This is a genomic window from Streptococcus pneumoniae, from assembly GCA_040719455.1.
Taxonomy (GTDB): domain Bacteria; phylum Bacillota; class Bacilli; order Lactobacillales; family Streptococcaceae; genus Streptococcus; species Streptococcus pneumoniae_G.
The window spans coordinates 1,377,845-1,395,000 of the sequence record JBFDTN010000001.1 but is presented as its reverse complement, the minus strand read 5'-3'; the positions used below and the strand labels follow the sequence as shown (position 1 = coordinate 1,395,000).

20 protein-coding genes (1 of these 20 cut by a window edge) are annotated in these 17,156 nt (G+C 42.2%); 14 read left to right on the top strand and 6 right to left on the bottom strand.

Annotated elements, in window-relative coordinates:
* Positions 1-118, top strand: partial view of an IS982 family transposase gene (locus AB1I63_06710; protein ID MEW4354573.1) — the 3' end only. Its footprint begins 689 nt before the window's first position; the window shows 118 of its 807 coding nt (coding positions 690-807); its start codon lies off the left edge, out of view; it ends in the stop codon at positions 116-118.
* A 256-nt stretch (positions 119-374) separates the two neighbouring features.
* Here the strand turns inward: AB1I63_06710 and AB1I63_06705 are convergent, their stop codons facing one another.
* Positions 375-1,733: an aspartate kinase gene (locus AB1I63_06705; GenBank protein ID MEW4354572.1), complete on the bottom strand. Its 1,359-nt coding sequence runs from the start codon at positions 1,731-1,733 to the stop codon at positions 375-377.
* Positions 1,734-1,925: 192 nt separating this feature from the next.
* Between AB1I63_06705 and AB1I63_06700 the strand changes: the two genes are divergently transcribed.
* The 13 genes from AB1I63_06700 (at position 1,926) to AB1I63_06640 (ending at position 12,542) form a co-directional block, all read left to right on the top strand.
* Complete coding sequence (locus tag AB1I63_06700; protein MEW4354571.1) at positions 1,926-2,717, top strand: enoyl-CoA hydratase; 792 nt, start codon at positions 1,926-1,928, stop codon at positions 2,715-2,717.
* Between the two features lie 87 nt (positions 2,718-2,804).
* Entirely contained in the window at positions 2,805-3,239 is a 435-nt protein-coding gene (locus tag AB1I63_06695; protein ID MEW4354570.1) for a MarR family transcriptional regulator, read from the top strand.
* On the top strand, positions 3,239-4,213 hold the full coding sequence (locus AB1I63_06690; GenBank protein ID MEW4354569.1) for a beta-ketoacyl-ACP synthase III: 975 nt from the start codon (positions 3,239-3,241) through the stop codon (positions 4,211-4,213). Before AB1I63_06695 ends, AB1I63_06690 begins: the two co-directional genes overlap by 1 nt.
* A 47-nt stretch (positions 4,214-4,260) precedes the next feature.
* Positions 4,261-4,482, top strand: coding sequence for an acyl carrier protein (locus AB1I63_06685; protein ID MEW4354568.1), 222 nt, complete (start codon positions 4,261-4,263; stop codon positions 4,480-4,482).
* 257 nt (positions 4,483-4,739) lie between these two features.
* Positions 4,740-5,714 (top strand): enoyl-[acyl-carrier-protein] reductase FabK, encoded by a 975-nt coding sequence (gene fabK / locus AB1I63_06680; GenBank protein ID MEW4354567.1) that lies wholly within the window; start codon positions 4,740-4,742, stop codon positions 5,712-5,714.
* Positions 5,707-6,627: an ACP S-malonyltransferase gene (fabD, locus tag AB1I63_06675; protein ID MEW4354566.1), complete on the top strand. Its 921-nt coding sequence runs from the start codon at positions 5,707-5,709 to the stop codon at positions 6,625-6,627. Before fabK ends, fabD begins: the two co-directional genes overlap by 8 nt.
* A gap of 6 nt (positions 6,628-6,633) precedes the next feature.
* Positions 6,634-7,368, top strand: coding sequence for a 3-oxoacyl-[acyl-carrier-protein] reductase (gene fabG, locus AB1I63_06670; GenBank protein MEW4354565.1), 735 nt, complete (start codon positions 6,634-6,636; stop codon positions 7,366-7,368).
* 10 nt (positions 7,369-7,378) lie between these two features.
* Positions 7,379-8,611, top strand: coding sequence for a beta-ketoacyl-ACP synthase II (gene fabF, locus AB1I63_06665; protein MEW4354564.1), 1,233 nt, complete (start codon positions 7,379-7,381; stop codon positions 8,609-8,611).
* Positions 8,612-9,079, top strand: a complete 468-nt coding sequence (accB, locus tag AB1I63_06660) for an acetyl-CoA carboxylase biotin carboxyl carrier protein (GenBank protein ID MEW4354563.1) — start codon at positions 8,612-8,614, stop codon at positions 9,077-9,079.
* The gene (gene fabZ / locus AB1I63_06655) at positions 9,076-9,498 is read left to right on the top strand and encodes a 3-hydroxyacyl-ACP dehydratase FabZ (protein MEW4354562.1); all 423 of its coding nucleotides are present in this window, start codon (positions 9,076-9,078) and stop codon (positions 9,496-9,498) included. The genes accB and fabZ overlap by 4 nt, the downstream gene beginning before the upstream one ends.
* A 12-nt stretch (positions 9,499-9,510) precedes the next feature.
* On the top strand, positions 9,511-10,878 hold the full coding sequence (accC, locus tag AB1I63_06650) for an acetyl-CoA carboxylase biotin carboxylase subunit (protein ID MEW4354561.1): 1,368 nt from the start codon (positions 9,511-9,513) through the stop codon (positions 10,876-10,878).
* A 36-nt stretch (positions 10,879-10,914) separates the two neighbouring features.
* Positions 10,915-11,775 (top strand): acetyl-CoA carboxylase, carboxyltransferase subunit beta, encoded by an 861-nt coding sequence (gene accD / locus AB1I63_06645; GenBank protein MEW4354560.1) that lies wholly within the window; start codon positions 10,915-10,917, stop codon positions 11,773-11,775.
* A complete protein-coding gene (locus tag AB1I63_06640; protein ID MEW4354559.1) occupies positions 11,772-12,542 on the top strand; it encodes an acetyl-CoA carboxylase carboxyl transferase subunit alpha in 771 nt (256 codons plus the stop codon). Before accD ends, AB1I63_06640 begins: the two co-directional genes overlap by 4 nt.
* 417 nt (positions 12,543-12,959) lie before the next feature.
* Here the strand turns inward: AB1I63_06640 and serS are convergent, their stop codons facing one another.
* The 5 genes from serS to AB1I63_06615 all read right to left on the bottom strand — a co-directional run bounded on the left by serS (position 12,960) and on the right by AB1I63_06615 (position 17,054).
* Positions 12,960-14,237, bottom strand: coding sequence for a serine--tRNA ligase (serS, locus tag AB1I63_06635; protein ID MEW4354558.1), 1,278 nt, complete (start codon positions 14,235-14,237; stop codon positions 12,960-12,962).
* A 317-nt stretch (positions 14,238-14,554) separates the two neighbouring features.
* Complete coding sequence (locus AB1I63_06630) at positions 14,555-14,926, bottom strand: DUF956 family protein (GenBank protein MEW4354557.1); 372 nt, start codon at positions 14,924-14,926, stop codon at positions 14,555-14,557.
* 30 nt (positions 14,927-14,956) lie between these two features.
* Entirely contained in the window at positions 14,957-15,256 is a 300-nt protein-coding gene (locus AB1I63_06625; GenBank protein MEW4354556.1) for a zinc ribbon domain-containing protein, read from the bottom strand.
* 70 nt (positions 15,257-15,326) lie between these two features.
* Positions 15,327-16,238, bottom strand: coding sequence for a PTS system mannose/fructose/sorbose family transporter subunit IID (locus tag AB1I63_06620; protein ID MEW4354555.1), 912 nt, complete (start codon positions 16,236-16,238; stop codon positions 15,327-15,329).
* 15 nt (positions 16,239-16,253) lie between these two features.
* Entirely contained in the window at positions 16,254-17,054 is an 801-nt protein-coding gene (locus AB1I63_06615; GenBank protein ID MEW4354554.1) for a PTS mannose/fructose/sorbose transporter subunit IIC, read from the bottom strand.
* Between the last annotated feature and the right edge of the window lie 102 nt (positions 17,055-17,156).

The window sequence follows — 17,156 nt, the reverse complement described above, 5'->3', positions numbered from 1 at the left end:
ACAACATAATCATTGGAAATTGATAGCTATGAGACGAACCATTGAGACTCGCTTCTCAGAGCTTTGCGGTCTTTTTGATATAGAACACACACTGACTAGAAGTTTAGCAGGTCTGTAGTTAAGGCTGGAGCAAATTATACTGGCTTACAATCTGAGATACTTCGAGATTAACTAGCACCACGAGTTTTTTTTATTAAATTTGTATCTTAGAAAAATGTTAGTGATGTCACAGTTGAAGGGGGTGGACAGGAAGTCAGTATCTATAATTTATTCATATCTTTAGCCTTCAGCAGCTGAAGACAATGCTTGAGGGAAGAAAAAGTAAAAGGACTGAATCCTGTAAATCACTGGATTCAATCCTTCTAGAGGCGGCTTTAGTTATTCTCTGCAAAGAATGCTTGATAGAGGGCTTTGATGGCTGCTTTTTCTTGTTCTGAATTGATAACTATCATGATGGAGACTTCGCTAGATCCTTGGGAAATCATCTGGATATTGATCTGATGGTCTGAAAGTGCCTTAGTTGCAGTGGCTGTAAGTCCAACGTGACTCTTCATGTTTTCACCGACAATCATGATAATGGAGAGCCCATGTTCAATTTCAACATGGTCGACTTCTAGTTTTTGTCGTAGTTGGCGAAGAATCTCTTCTTCTTTGATAGGAGTGAGCTCACGATTGCGAAGGATAATGGAGAGATCATCAATACCTGTTGGCATGTGTTCCCAGCTAATATTTAGATCTTCGAAGATTTGTAATAGTTTGCGTCCGAAACCAACTTCACGGTTCATGAGGTATTTAGACATGTTGATGCTGGTAAAATTGGAGTCTGCTGCGATACCTACAACAGGTAGGGCTTGTGTCGTATGCTGTAAGACAATTCGTGTGCCTGGATGGCTTGGATTATTGGTGTTTTTGATGACTAATGGAATTTTACCACGATAGGCTGGAATTAGAGCTTCGTCATGTAGTACTGAAAATCCTGCATAGGCTAATTCCCGCATTTCCCGATAAGTTAGTTCAGGAATGGAATGAGGATTATGAATAATTCCTGGATGAGCTGCGAAAATTCCATCTACATCTGTAAAGTTTTCATAGAGATCAGCTTTGACACCAGCAGCAATAATAGAACCTGTGATGTCAGATCCTCCGCGTGAGAATGTACAAATTTGTCCATCTTGTGTGACACCAAAGAATCCTGGAATGACTAATACTTCTTGGGAATTCACGAGTTCTTCAATTTTGTCATAGCTAGATGGCAAAATCTGAGCATTTCCTGGTTCACTAGATACGAAGATTCCGGCTTCTTTTGGATGAATATAGCGTGCTGGAATCCCATTTTTGTTAAAATAGGCTGCAATCAATTTTGCATTGTTATTCTCACCAGCAGCAAGGAAAGTATCATACAGAAAGTTATTCTCTTCAATTGGCAAAGTAGCCAATTTCAAAATGCTTTTTGAAATCTTCTCTAAGACACTTGGTTTGAGGTTTAGTTCTTTAACCATGTCACCATAGCGCTTAATGATCCATTCTTGGTGAGCTGTCACATCATTTTCTTCGACATAGTCGCGGTAGTAACGAATCAAAGCATCTGTAACTTTTGTATCTTCTGCGTTGCGTTTTCCAGGAGCAGAAACGACAACAAAGCGACGCTCAGGATCGTCTTTAACAATCTGCAATACTTTTTCTAATTGTGTAGCGGAGGCAAGTGAACTTCCTCCGAATTTTACAACTTTCATATAATCTCCTTGATTTTTTCTTTAAATTATAGCAAAATTCTGACTTCTTAGCAATTGATTTGAAAAAGAATTGGAAAACTTTTAGAAAATAGGACTTGACAATCTGCGATACTGTGTTAAAATGAATACTAGCTTTTAAATATTTGATTATCAAATTATTTTAAAAGCAAATAAAATAAAAAGAAGCACAATATGGACTTTACAACAATTTTATACCATACAATAGATGATTTGGGAGTGATTACGCTGAATCGTCCTGAGGTCTCAAATGGCTTTAACGTGATGATGTGCCAAGAAATTTTAGCCGCATTAGAAGTCATTCAAGAGGATGAGAAGATTCGTTTTTGTGTCATAAAGGCGAATGGAAATATTTTCTCGGTAGGTGGTGATTTAGCAGAAATGAGAAGAGCTGTTGAAGAAGATGATATTGAGTCTTTAGTAGAGATTGTAGCTCTAGTCAATGAAATTTCTTATCGAATGAAACGTCTTTTAAAACCAGTGATTTTCTTGGTTGATGGAGCAGTGGCAGGAGCGGCAGCGAATATGGTAGTTGCTGCGGATTTTTGTATAGCCAGTGAGAAATCTCGTTTTATTCAAGCCTTTGTAGGTGTTGGATTGGCACCCGATGCTGGTGGGTTATTCTTATTGAGTCGCTCCATTGGCGTTACACGTGCACTCCAGTTAGCAATGACAGGAGAGGCGCTTTCGGCTCAAAAAGCGTATGATTATGGAATTTTGTATAAGGTTTCTGAGAAAGAATCTTTGGAAAAAGATTTGAATCAACTCCTTAAGAAGTTAAGACGCGGGTCTGCAAATTCTTACCGTGCGATGAAAGAGCTAGTTTTTAACAGTAGCTTTAATGCTTGGAACGAGTATAAAGAGCTAGAATTAGCTCTTCAAAAAGCTTTAGCCTTTACAGAGGATTTTAAAGAAGGTGTTAGGGCTTATGCAGAAAAACGACGTCCTCAATTTCTTGGGAAGTAAGTAAATGCTTGCAATTTCATTTGAAGTTTGATACAATTTTCTAGTCAAATGTTTTGATGATAAAAGTTTTTAAGAAAGAGGCCTACCTTGGATTACCAATTAGTCAATGATTATTTAACATCCATTTTTAATAACGTATTGGTGATTGAAGAGGCCAGTCTTCGTGGAAGTCGATTTAAGGATATTTCCATTAAAGAAATGCACACGATTGATGTGATTGGCAACAATCCTAATGGAACACCGAGTCAAGTTGCAAAAGAATTGATGGTGACTTTAGGGACGGTTACGACCAGTCTGAATAATTTGGAACGTAAAGGCTATATTGAGCGCATTCGTTCGGAAAAAGATCGTCGAGTGGTTCATCTATATTTGACTAAAAAAGGGCGTTTAGTCTATCGCTTGCATCGCAGATTTCATAAAGCTATGGTCGAGAGAATTATCGACGGTATGGCTGAGGATGAGATAAAGGTGATGGATAAGGGCTTGAAAAATTTATATCAGTTTCTTGAGGATTTGAAATGATGAGTTATGCAAAGATTAGTCAGGTAGCCCATTATGTGCCTGAGCAAGTCATTACCAATGATGACTTGGCAAAGATAATGGATACGAGTGACGACTGGATCGCAACTCGAACAGGGATTAAAAGGCGGCATATCTCATGCACAGAGACAACGAGTGATTTGGCGACAAAAGTTGCAGAGCAGTTGTTAGAAAAAGCACAACTAAGTGCTGAAGAGCTTGATTTTATCATTGTAGCGACCATGACACCTGATTCGATGATGCCATCTACTGCTGCTAAGGTTCAGGCTAACATTCAGGCAAGTAAGGCATTTGCTTTTGATTTGACAGCTGCTTGTAGCGGATTTGTATTTGCCTTGTCCGTTGGTGAAAAGTTCATTTCTTCTGGGCGTTATAAATGTGGTCTTGTGATTGGTAGTGAGACGGTTTCTAAGGCTTTAGATTGGTCAGATCGTGGAACAGCTGTTTTATTTGGTGATGGCGCTGGTGGTGTTCTTTTAGAAAGTAGCAGTGTTCAGCATTTTCTAGCTGAAAATCAAGGGACAGATGGTTCTCGTAGCTCTAGTTTAACGTATGGACAAACTTCTTTGAACTCACCATTTTCAGAAGCAAAATCGGTTAATACCTATCTACAAATGGATGGTCGGGCAGTCTTTGACTTTGCGACAAGAGATGTTTCAAAGTCCATCAAAGAGACGATTGCAAGCAGTGGTCTTGAGTCTGAAGAGATTGATTGGTTTTTACTACATCAGGCCAATGTTCGTATTTTAGATAAGATGGCACGAAAGATTGGGGTTGCACGAGAAAAAATGCCAGCCAATATGATGGAGTATGGCAATACCAGTGCAGCTAGCATTCCTATCCTGCTATCTGAGTGTGTCGAAAAAGGGGATATTGTCCTAAACGGAAGTCAGAAGATTTTACTTTCTGGTTTTGGTGGTGGCTTAACCTGGGGGACACTCATTGTGATTATTTAGTTACTTGTGTGTAAAACACATAGATAAAAATTTTAAAGGAGTCTATCATGGCAGTATTTGAGAAAATACAAGAAATTATTGTTGAAGAACTTGGAAAAGATGCATCAGAAGTGACACTTGAGTCAACATTTGATGATCTTGATGCGGATTCATTGGACTTGTTCCAAGTGATTTCTGAAATCGAAGATGCTTTTGATATCCAAATCGAAGCAGAAGACGATTTGAATACCGTAGGTGATTTGGTTGCTTACGTTGAAGAACGTGCATAAAAGCTAGCATAGGGAGTGGAACACAGATACAAAAGCCTAGATGTCTTTTTTGAGAGACTAAGGCTAATAGTTGGTTCCACTTTCTTGTTTGGCTAATAGTTTGATTCTCAAAGTATAAATGGAACTATGGTTGTTTAGTTTTGATTTAGTACGAGGCAATGAGTCGCAAGCGTAGTTTAAGTCAGGCAAGACGAGTGAATGATGTAATAAATTAAAACTAAATGACTGTATTAGCTAAGTAATAGGGAGGATAGAGAGTGCAAACGCGAATTACAGAGTTATTAAAGATTGAATACCCCATTTTCCAAGGAGGGATGGCTTGGGTCGCTGATGGTGACTTGGCAGGTAGTGTATCAAAAGCTGGTGGTTTAGGGATTATCGGCGGTGGTAATGCTCCGAAAGAAGTAGTTAAAAAGAATATTGATACGATTAAATCTTTGACAGACAAGCCTTTTGGAGTCAATATTATGCTCTTGTCTCCTTTTGTAGATGATATTGTTGATTTGGTCATTGAAGAAGGAGTCAAGGTTGTGACGACTGGTGCTGGTAATCCAGGGAAATACATGTCTCGTTTTCATGAGGCTGGAATTACAGTCATTCCGGTGGTACCAAGTGTTGCTCTAGCAAAACGAATGGAAAAAATCGGTGCGGATGCTGTGATTGCAGAAGGCATGGAGGCTGGCGGTCATATCGGAAAGCTGACAACCATGACCTTGGTGAGACAAGTAGTTGAAGCAGTAGAGATTCCTGTGATTGCAGCAGGAGGAATCGCTGATGGTGCGGGTGCAGCTGCTGCCTTTATGTTGGGAGCAGAGGCTGTTCAGCTAGGTACACGTTTTGTTGTGGCTCGTGAATCCAATGCACACCCGAATTATAAGGAAAAAATTCTGAAAGCAAGAGATATTGATACAACGATTTCTGCGCAACATTTTGGGCATGCCGTTCGTGGGATTAAAAATAAGCTGACGCGTCAATTTGACCAAGCAGAAAAAGCGGCTTTTAAAGAAGAAAAGCCAGATTTGACTGTATTTGAGGAAATGGGGGCAGGCAGTCTTGCGAATGCAGTGGTTCGTGGCGATGTCGAAAATGGTTCGGTCATGGCAGGACAGATTGCTGGATTGATTACAAAGGAAGAAACCGTCGAGGAAATTATCCACGATGTGTATGAGGGAGCAGCGCGTGTGATTGAGCGTGAGGCGAAACGTTGGGCAGGAGTGATGAAACATGACTAAGACAGCTGTTGTATTTGCAGGACAAGGCGCCCAATATTTGGGTATGGCAAGAGATTTGTATGATCAGCATGCGATTGTTCGAGAGACTTTTCAAGAAGCTCAGGAAATTTTAGGATATGATTTGCGAGATTTGATCAATCATGATGAGGAAAAACTCCATCAGACACGCTATACACAGCCAGCGATCTTAACAACGTCTATTGCGATTTATCGGTGCTTGACAGAAAATAGTTTTCAGCCTGATATGGCAGCTGGTCTGTCTTTAGGGGAATATGCTGCCTTGGTAGCTGCGGGGAGTCTGTCTTTTGCAGCTGCCTTGGACTTAGTAGCTAAACGTGGGGCTTTTATGGAAGAGGCTGCGCCAGAAGGTTCTGGTAAGATGGTAGCTGTTTTGAATGCAGATGCGGCAATGATTGAAGAAATCTGCCAACAAGCGTCTTACAAAGGAATTGTGACTCCAGCTAACTATAACACGCCTTCTCAAATTGTGATTGGAGGAGAAGTGGCAGCTGTGGACGAAGCGGTAGAGCTTCTTTCACAAGCTGGTGTGAAGCGGATGATTCCACTCAAGGTTTCAGGCCCTTTTCACACAGCTCTTTTAGAAAAAGCGAGCCAGCGATTGGCAGAAACCTTAAAAGAAGTGGATTTTGCAGAATTCCAAATACCTGTCGTGGGTAATACAGAAGCCGATATTATGGAATTATCACAGGTTAAGCGCTTATTAGAGCGTCAGGTGATGGAACCAGTACGATTTTATGAGAGTATTGAGCGCATGAAAGAGCTAGGTGCAAGCTCCTTTGTCGAAATCGGACCAGGGAAGGTTTTGTCTGGTTTTATCAAGAAAATTGACAAGTCTTTGTCGGTTTGTCATGTGGAAGACGAAAAAACGTTAGCAGATTTTCTAGGGAAGTAAGGAAAGATGAATTTAAAAGAAAAAAATGTATTTATCACCGGTTCTACACGTGGGATTGGTCTTGCAATTGCCCATAAGTTTGCAGCTTGTGGTGCAAATGTCGTCTTAAATGGTCGAAGAAGGATTGAAGCTGACTTGTTAGCAGCGTTTGAAGACTATGATGTGAAAGTTGTAGCGGTGTCTGGAGATGTCTCTGATAGCTCGGATGCGAAGCGAATGATTGAGGAAGCATGCGAAAAATTGGGTTCTGTGGACATTTTAGTCAATAATGCAGGTATCACGAAAGACAAACTTATGTTAAAATTAACTGAGGATGATTTCGAACAAGTCCTAAAAGTGAATCTGACAGGTGCCTTCAACATGACCCAAGCGGTGCTAAAACCGATGACCAAGGCGAGAGAGGGAAGTATCATCAATGTCTCTAGCGTGGTTGGCTTACTGGGCAATATCGGTCAAGCTAATTATGCAGCGTCAAAAGCGGGATTGATTGGCTTTAGCAAGTCGGTTGCGCGTGAAGTGGCTGGACGTAATGTCCGAGTCAATGTGATTGCGCCTGGTATGATTGAATCGGATATGACAGATGTTTTGCCAGAGAAAGTCAAGGATGCGACCTTGGCGCAAATCCCGATGAAGCGATTTGGCAATCCCGAAGAAGTCGCAGAGGTAGCTGTGTTTCTTGCTAAGCAAGAATACATGACAGGTCAGGTAGTCGCTTTAGATGGCGGTCTTACCATGCAGTAAAGGAGTTTGTATGAAATTACATCGTGTTGTTGTGACAGGCTATGGTCTAACGTCTCCTATTGGCCACAGTCCAGAGGAATTTTGGAAGAATTTACAAGCAGGAAATATTGGGATTGCTCCGATCACGAAGTTTGATACGAGTGAATACAGCGTGCGTAATGCAGCAGAAATCAACGATTTCCCGTTTGATAAGTATTTTGTGAAGAAAGATACCAATCGTTTTGATTTGTATTCTTTGTACGCCCTTTATGCGTCTCTTGAGGCAGTTGCAAATGCTAAGCTTGATGTGGAGAGTCTCGATCAGGAACGATTTGGTGTGATTGTGGCGTCTGGTATTGGGGGGATCGCAGAGATTGAAGAGCAGGTTCTTCGATTGCATGAAAAGGGTCCTAAGCGGGTTAAGCCAATGACCTTGCCCAAAGCTCTTCCCAATATGGCGGCAGGAAATGTAGCTATGAAAGTTGGAGCTAGAGGGATTTGTAAGTCGGTGAATACAGCCTGTGCTTCTTCAAATGATGCCATTGGTGAAGCTTTCAGATCTATTAAATTTGGTTTCCAAGATGTCATGCTGGTTGGTGGTTCAGAAGCTGCGATTACACCATTTGCTATCGCAGGTTTCCAAAGTTTGACGGCTCTATCAACGACAGAAGATCCTAAACGTGCTTCAATTCCTTTTGATAAGGATCGAAATGGATTTGTCATGGGTGAAGGAGCAGGGATGCTTATCTTAGAAAGCTTAGAGAGCGCTAAAGCTCGTGGAGCTAAGATTTTAGTGGAAATTGTAGGTTATGGAAACACTTGTGATGCTTATCATATGACTTCTCCACATCCAGAAGGAAGAGGGGCTATTAAAGCCATTCAATTAGCCCTTGAAGAGGCGGAGCTTGAGCCTAGTCAAGTAGCTTATGTCAATGCGCATGGTACCTCAACTCCTGCCAATGAAAAAGGAGAAAGTCAAGCGATTGTTGCAGCTCTTGGCAAAGATGTGGCGGTCTCATCGACCAAATCATTTACAGGTCATTTGCTGGGTGCAGCAGGTGCCGTAGAGGCCATTGCAACGATTGAAGCTATGAACCATAGCTTTGTCCCAATGACAGCAGGAACGACGGAATTATCCGATTATATGGAAGCTAATGTCATCTATGGACAAGGAAAAGAGCAAGAAATTCCATATGCTATTTCAAATACATTTGGCTTTGGAGGTCATAATGCAGTACTAGCCTTCAAACGCTGGGAGGATTAGATGAAGATCGATGAAATCAAAGACTTAATGGCTCAATTTGACCAATCAAGTCTGAGAGAATTTTCCTATAAAGAAGAGGAATTTGAACTTACATTTTCAAAAAATGAAACAAAGTTACTTCCAACACAAGAAGTAAAATCAAGAATAGAAAGCCTAGCAGGAACAAGCACAGAAACTCTATCTGAGCTTGAAGTGCAGGAAGAAACTGTATCGGTAGAAGACACGTCTCCAAGAGGAGAAGTGGTAGAAAGTCCCTTAGTGGGGGTGGCTTATCTGGCATCAAGTCCTGATAAGCCAGCCTTTGTGCAGGTGGGAGACCGTGTCCAAAAAGGGCAAACCTTACTTATCATTGAAGCCATGAAGGTCATGAATGAGGTTCCAGCACCGAGAGACGGTGTTGTGACAGAGATTTTGGTGGAAAATGAAGAAATGGTTGAATTTGGGAAAGGTTTGGTGAGATTAGCATGATGGACATTCGAGAAATTCAAGAAGCGCTCCCTCATCGCTACCCTATGCTCTTGGTTGATCGAGTCCTTGAAGTGACTGAGGATGAGATTGTAGCTTTAAAAAATGTGACCATTAATGAGCCGTTTTTCAACGGGCATTTTCCAGATTATCCTGTTATGCCAGGAGTTTTAATCATGGAGGCCTTGGCTCAGACTGCTGGAGCTTTGGAATTATCTAAGCCTAAAAATAAGGGGAAGTTGGTCTTTTATGCAGGAATGGACAAGGTCAAATTTAAAAAGCAGGTTGTTCCAGGTGATCAGTTGATTATGACAGCTCGCTTTGTTAAGCGACGTGGACGAATCGCCGTTGTGGAGGCTAAGGCAGAAGTGGATGGAGCTTTAGCGGCAAGGGGTACGCTGACTTTTGCTTTGGGAGAATAAAGGAGACAGTTGATGTTTCGTAAAATTTTAATTGCCAATCGAGGGGAAATTGCTGTTCGAATTATCCGTGCGGCGCGTGAATTAGGCATTCATACGGTGGCAGTGTATTCAACGGCTGATAAGGAAGCCCTTCATACCCTTTTAGCCGATGAGGCGGTGTGTATTGGTCCTGCTAGGTCAACAGACTCTTATCTCAATATCAATGCTATTTTATCTGCTGCTGTCTTGACAGAAGCAGAAGCTATTCATCCAGGCTTTGGCTTTCTGAGTGAAAATGCCAAATTTGCAACTATGTGTGAGGAAGTAGGCATTCAATTTATCGGTCCGTCTGGATCTGTCATGGAACTCATGGGCGATAAAATCAATGCTAGACAGCAAATGATTGCAGCTGGTGTGCCGGTGATTCCAGGATCAAAAGGGGAAGTCTTGACGGTTAATGAGGCGATGGAAGTGGCTGATGAGATTGGTTATCCGATTATGCTCAAGGCATCTGCAGGTGGCGGAGGCAAGGGTATTCGTAAGGTGACAAATAAAGAAGACTTAACAGAAGCCTTTGAATCTGCTTCAAGTGAAGCCAAGGCTGCTTTTGGTAATGGTGCTATGTATATCGAGAAGGTTATCTATCCAGCTCGTCATATCGAAGTTCAGATTCTAGCGGATCAAAAGGGGCACACGATTCATCTAGGTGAGCGGGATTGTTCTCTCCAGCGGAATAACCAAAAGGTACTAGAAGAAAGTCCATCTGTCGCTATTGGACCTAGTCTAAGGAAGGAAATTGGGGATGTCGCTGTGCGTGCTGCTCAATTTGTAGGCTATGAAAATGCAGGAACGATTGAGTTTTTGCTGGATGAAGCGAGCGGAAACTTCTACTTTATGGAGATGAATACGCGCGTGCAGGTCGAGCATCCTGTTACAGAATTTGTGACAGGGGTGGATATTGTCAAAGAGCAGATTCGGATTGCCGCAGGACAAGATTTATCAATCTCTCAAGAAGATATTGTACTAAAAGGTCATGCGATTGAGTGTCGGATCAATGCGGAAAATCCTGCATTCAACTTTGCACCAACTCCTGGTACGATTTCCAATCTCTATCTGCCAAGTGGGGGTGTCGGTTTGCGTGTAGATTCAGCTGTGTATCCAGGATATACCATTCCGCCTTATTACGATAGTATGATTGCCAAAATCATCGTGCATGGGGAAAATCGTTTTGATGCCTTGATGAAAATGCAGAGAGCACTCTATGAATTAGAAATTGATGGTGTTGTGACCAATAGTGAATTTCAGCTGGATTTGATTTCAAGTCCAAGTGTGATTACTGGAGATTATGACACGTCTTTCTTGATGGAGAAGTTTTTGTCGACTTATCGAGCAGAAAAGTAGAAAATTCCCAAATAGGATAGAATAAAGGAGACAAGAATGGCTTTGTTTGCTAAAAAGGATAAGTATATTCGTATCAATCCTAATCGCTCAAGCAGGCGTCCTCAAGTAAAGCCTGAGGTGCCAGATGAGCTGTTTTCCAAATGTCCGAGCTGTAAACATATCATTTACCAGAAAGACTTGGGGAGTGAGCGGATTTGTCCGAATTGTGACTATACTTTTCGGATTTCTGCCTATGAGCGTCTTGCTTTGACGGTGGATGAGGATTCTTTTGAAGAATTATTTACAGGTTTAGAGACGAGAGACCCTCTTTCCTTTCCTCGCTATCAGGAGAAAATTGCTGCAATTCAGGAAGAGACAGGGCTGGATGAGGCAGTGCTGACAGGTGTTGCTAGGATCGCAGGGCAGAAGACAGCCTTGGGAATCATGGATTCTAATTTTATCATGGCAAGCATGGGGACTGTTGTAGGTGAAAAAATTACTCGCTTGTTTGAGTATGCAAAAAAGGAGAATCTCCCTGTGACCTTATTTACAGCGTCTGGTGGTGCTCGTATGCAGGAGGGGATTATGAGCCTCATGCAGATGGCAAAGGTCTCTGCAGCTGTAAAACAGCATTCCAAAGCTGGTTTGTTTTATCTTACGATTTTAACAGATCCGACAACCGGTGGGGTCACCGCTTCATTTGCCATGCAAGGGGATATTATCCTAGCAGAAACGCAGGCTTTGGTTGGTTTTGCAGGTCGTCGCGTGATTGAATCAACGGTGCGTGAACAGTTGCCAGATGATTTTCAAAAGGCAGAATTCCTCTTGGAACATGGTTTTGTGGATAAGATTGTAAAACGTGGTGAATTGCGTGAAACTATCGGTAAACTCCTTGCTTTTCATGGAGGTGAAGAATGACCAAGATAACTCGAATTATCAAAGAAGCGCGTGATCAAGCACGTTTGACGGCTTTGGATTATGCGGAACTTTTGTTTGATGATTTTATAGAATTGCATGGTGATCGCAATTTTCGTGATGATGGAGCTGTGATTGGCGGACTAGCTCGGCTAAACGGGCAAGCAGTGACGATTGTCGGTATTCAAAAAGGTCGCAATTTACAGGAAAATTTAAAACGAAATTTTGGGCAGCCGCATCCTGAAGGTTATCGAAAAGCTCTTCGTCTGATGAAACAAGCTGAAAAGTTTGGACGTCCGATTATCACCTTTATCAATACCGCTGGTGCTTATCCAGGAGTCGGTGCTGAGGAACGCGGACAAGGAGAGGCTATCGCCCGCAATCTCCTTGAAATGAGCGATTTGAAAGTACCGATTATTGCGGTGATTATCGGTGAGGGAGGCTCTGGCGGAGCGCTTGCGCTTGCCGTAGCGGATCGTGTCTGGATGTTGGAAAATTCGATCTATGCAGTCTTGAGCCCTGAAGGTTTTGCGTCTATCCTATGGAAAGATGGGAGACGTGCGATGGAGGCGGCAGAACTGATGAAAATCACTTCCCATGAATTGCTCGATATGGAAGTAGTGGATCGAGTCTTTCCTGAGACAGGACTGAAAAGACAAGAACGCTTAGCAGACTTAAAACAAGCCCTCATCGAAGAATTGGAAAGCTTATCTCATTTGCCGATAGAGGAATTATTACAACAACGCTATGAACGCTTTCGTAAATATTGATGGGATTTATTGACTGCTTTCATTGCGAGCTGGTAGTTAAAAATTCGGAGGAATGAATGATGAAAAGAATGTTAAAACTGTTGTTCCTATTTATAGCATTGTTTATACTCAACATCTCGGTATTTTGGGTGCTCTCTATCCTCGGCTTTCCTATTGTGATGAGTGAGATGAGCTATATCCTTCCTCCTTTCGTTTCAATGCTTACTCTAGTAGGGCTTGAAAAGTTATATAGGCGAAATAGATAGTGACGTGATATAGTCATTTAGTTTTAATGTATTACGTCGTTAACTCGTCTTACCTAATCTAAGCTATGCCAGCGTCTCGTTGCCTCGTACTAAACCAAAACTAAACAACTATATTAGAGAATCAAAAATAGTCAAGGACATTTGTCCTTGACTATTTTTAGGTTTTGATAAATTATTTAGGAGCAATGACTTCTGCGCCACCCATGTATGGACGAAGAACTTCTGGGATAGTGACAGAGCCGTCTTCGTTTTGGTAGTTCTCAAGGATTGCAGCGACAGTCCGTCCTACGGCAAGTCCTGAGCCGTTCAAGGTGTGAAGGAGCTTAACCTTGCCATCTGCTTCATCACGGTAGCGGATTTGGGCACGGCGGGCTTGGAAATCTTCTGTATTGGAACAGCTAGAGATTTCACGGTAAGCATTTTGAGCAGGAATCCAGACCTCCAAGTCATATGTTTTGGCAGCTGAAAAGCCCATGTCGCCTGTACAGAGGGCAAGAACTCGGTATGGAAGTCCTAGTTTTTGTAGGATATTTTCTGCGTTGGCAGTCATTTTCTCTAATTCTTCGTAAGATTCTTCTGGTTTCGCAAATTTGACCATTTCAACCTTGTGGAATTGGTGGAGACGAATCAAGCCGCGGGTATCACGACCGGCAGAACCAGCTTCTGAACGGAAAGATGGACTCATGGCAGTGAAGTAGATAGGCAACTCCTTACCGTCTACAATCTCATCACGGTAGTAGTTGGTAAGTGGCACTTCAGCTGTTGGGATGAGGACAAAGTTTGTCTCATCTAACTCAAAGGTGTCTTCCTTGAATTTTGGATATTGACCTGTTCCAAACATGGAATCATGGTTGACCATGTAAGGGGTGATGATTTCTTGATAACCTTCTGCGATATGCTCATCAAGCATGAAGTTGTAGAGGGCGCGTTCCAAGCGAGCACCGAGGTTCTTGTAGAAGAGGAAGCGAGCGCCTGTTACCTTCGCCCCACGTTCCCAGTCGAGAATATCTAAATCCTCACCAAGATCCCAGTGAGCTTTTGGTTCAAAGTCAAATTCGCGCGGTGTACCCCAGCGACGGACTTCGACATTTTCTTCCTCATCTGCACCAACAGGTACGCTGTCGTGCGGTGTATTTGGCAAGATGACAAGAATGGCTTGCAATTCCTCGTCAATAGCAAGGAGTTCTGCATCAAGTCCCTTAATGGTTGCAGAGAGTTCTTGCATGGCTGCAATCTTGTCGTCTGCATTTTCCTTGTTGCGTTTGGCTTGGGCGATTTCAGCAGAGACCGTATTGCGCTCTGCTTTTAGCTCTTCAACCTTGACCAATACCTCACGACGTTTGGCGTCGAGTTCCTTGATTTGTGTAAGAGTTTCGGTTGCTACACCGCGGGTTGCTAGTTTTGCTGCCACACCGTCAAAATCTGCCCGAATGCGTTTGATGTCTAACATAATCTTTCCTCCTATTAAAAAACGCACCCATGAAAGCGTTGGAGTGACGAAAGCCACGGTTCCATCCAACTTCACATGAGTGCAACTTAATTTTATATAAAAATGTGATATAGTCTTTTAGTTTTGATTTAGTACTAGGCAACGAATCACAAGCATAACTTAGGTTAGGCAAGACGAATTAACGACGTAATAGATTAAAACTAAATGACTATAAACGGTAGAATTTCATACCATTTGCTTATCTGCTCACAGCGACCGCAGACTTTCTGAAAAACGCCTGATATTACTTATCCGTTGCGACTATTATACTTGATTTTTTAGTTTTTTGCAAATATATTTTTAAAAAAGTGTCCGATAGTCTGCAAAAGTGTCGGTAATTTGACCACTTTCTCATTGCCGATATGCTTTCTTGCATGCTTGAGAATACTGCCTGCATCTTTTGAGGCAAAGAGAAATTTTCCACTGTCTGTAAAGACTTGGAAATGCCGACTGACAGTCTTACCAGAGACATTTGCTCCAATTTTTTGAACATTTTCCCAAGGGATTTGGATATAATCTTCGACATTGGTGTCGGCGTAGAATTCGAGTGCCTTATCGCCAAGGAGGAATTTTCCAACCTTGCCACCGATGCCTAGGTAAGAAACGCCAGTTGTTTGAAATTCAACGGTTTTGTTTTGTGATTGTGCCATGATAATTCCTTATTCATTCTCTTTTTTCTATTATACCATATTTGTTGGCTTGTTTTTGGGTGAAGATTTCCATCGATTAGTTTTCTTGAGTAGGTAGGGATAAGAAAGTTTCATTAGCCATTTAACAACGACATTTCCTTTTCCTGCTGCGATAGCTTGTTTGCCCTTTTGGAGCATGTCTTGATAGGTGATGAAAGGCTCTGTAAAGTGTCCGTCTTTATAGTAATAAAAGCAATAAGAAGAGGATAAACTGCCGTCTGCTTCTCGTCCTCTGACGTCTTGTCCATGAAGTAGGAGAGGCATGGCACAAGATTGACAAAATTTCTTCATAAATCTTTTCCTTTATGTGGTTCATATGAGAAAAAGAAGGCCGAAACCTTCTTTTTTTGTGAAATCAATCTTACATGATACCTACAACACGTGCAAGGATACCAACGATGAAGAGTCCAATGATGATGGTAATTGGAGAAACTTTTTTCTTCAACAACCACATACATAGGAAGGTAAGGAGCAAGTTCATAAATCCTGGAATCAATCCATTCAAGTTATCTTGGAAGGTTGTTACTTTAGTAGGAGTTTGTGAAAGTCCTTGACCAACTTGTTCAAAGGCTTGGCGGATTCCTTCGCTGCCATTTGGCAATTTATCCCATTCAATGAAAGCACCTTTGGCAAGTGGCACTTCAGAAACGTTGAAGGTAAAGTTGATCGATACCCAACGTTGTGCAAGGACTGCAAGGATAAACATACCAAGGATAGACGCACCTTTTGTGATGTCTTGCAGGATACCACCTGACATGTCTTTTGTGATTTCAGAACCAGCCTTGTAGCCGATTTCTTGAGTGTACCACAAGAAGGACATACGAATCAAGTTCCATGCTACAAAGAAAATAAGTGGTCCGATGATATTTCCTGAGAGGGCAAGAGATGCTCCAAGAGATCCTAGGATTGGACGAACTGTGAACCAAAAGACTGGGTCGCCGATACCAGCAAGAGGTCCCATCATACCGATTTTCACCCCTTGGATAGCCGCATCATCGATGTCTGCACCGTTGGCACGCTCTTCTTCAAGGGCAAGTGTTACCCCGATGATAGGAGCTGCAACGTATGGATGTGTGTTGAAGAATTCCATGTGGCGTTTAAGAGCTGCAACTTGGTCTTCTTTCTTGGTGTAGAGTTTTTTAAGAGCAGGGACTAATGAGTAAGCCCAACCCAAGTTTTGCATACGCTCGTAGTTCCAAGAAGCTTGAAGGAATTGTGAACGCCACCATACTTTTTTACGGTCGTTTACGGAAAGTTGTAGTTTTTCTGACATTGTAAATCTCCCTTCTTAGTAGTCTTCTAGGATATCGCCGATTGGATCGTTAGAGGTAGCACCTCCACCACCATTTCCACCTGTTTTTGAAAGGTGAAGGTAGATAAGAGCGATTGCTACACCAAGAGCACCAAAACCGATCAAAGTGATTTCAGTTACGGCAGCAAGTACGAAGCCAATAGCAAAGAATGGCCATACTTCGCGAGTTGCCATCATGTTGATAACCATGGCAAAACCAACAGCTACAACCATACCACCACCGACTTGCATACCGCCTTTGAGCCATTCAGGCATGAGTTCAAGCATAGCTTGTACAGACTCAGCAGGAATTGCAAGAAGAAGAGCAGCAGGGACAGCGATACGAAGTCCTTGAAGAGAAAGTGCGATTAAGTGATAGCGCTCAAGAGCTGCAAAGTTTCCTTTTTCAGCAGCCGCATCAGCCCCGTGCACAAGAGCGACAGAAGCTGTACGAACAAGCATAGTAAGGAAAAGACCAGCAATCGCTAGAGGAATCGCAATCCCTTGCGCAACACTGATAGCAGATTGAGAGAAGTCGCCACCTTTAATCAAGATGATCGCAGCGGCAACAGAAGCAAGAGCAGCGTCTGGTGCAACAGCAGCCCCGATGTTTGCCCAACCAAGAGCAATCAATTGGAGAGCTCCTCCAAGCATAACACCTGCTTCAAGATGACCAGTTACAAGACCGATAAGGGTACATGCAACGATAGGTTGGTGAAATTGGAATTGGTCGAGGATCCCTTCCATACCAGCAAGGAATGCGACTACAACGACCAAAATCATTGAAATAAATGACATGTTGTTATCCTTTCGTATAAAAATAGAAATGTATAAATGTAATGCAATAGTGCCCGACAATCAACTAAGCATTTCCTGTATAGAACATATCTCGTTACGACA